The sequence below is a fragment of the Streptomyces sp. GbtcB7 genome (genome assembly GCF_019091445.1).
Classification (GTDB): Bacteria; Actinomycetota; Actinomycetes; order Streptomycetales; family Streptomycetaceae; genus Streptomyces; species Streptomyces mirabilis.
The window spans coordinates 1-233 of record NZ_JAGXJM010000697.1; the positions used below are offsets into that span (position 1 = coordinate 1).

Sequence of the window (233 nt, forward strand, 5' to 3'; positions counted from 1 at the left end):
CGTTCTGGTTGCGCCCGTTCATCGGGTCGGACAGCAGCATCAATACCTTGCCGCCACCGCTGTACCCCTGGTCCAGGCCCCCCGTCAGGTACTCCCAGAAGTCCTTGGAGAACAGCGCCTGCGCGATGCCGTTGGGGCCCTCGGTCTGGGTGAGCTGGCGGGGGAAGAACCCGGGGATGGGTTGGCTGCCCAAGCCCTTGGGGGGTATGGCGATGGGGGCTTTGGGGCCCTGC

General features: G+C 67.4%; 1 pseudogene. It reads right to left on the reverse strand.

Annotation, left to right across the window (positions count from 1 at the left end):
- A pseudogene (locus KVT44_RS57290) lies at window positions 1-233 on the reverse strand (alpha/beta hydrolase); the annotation flags it as partial.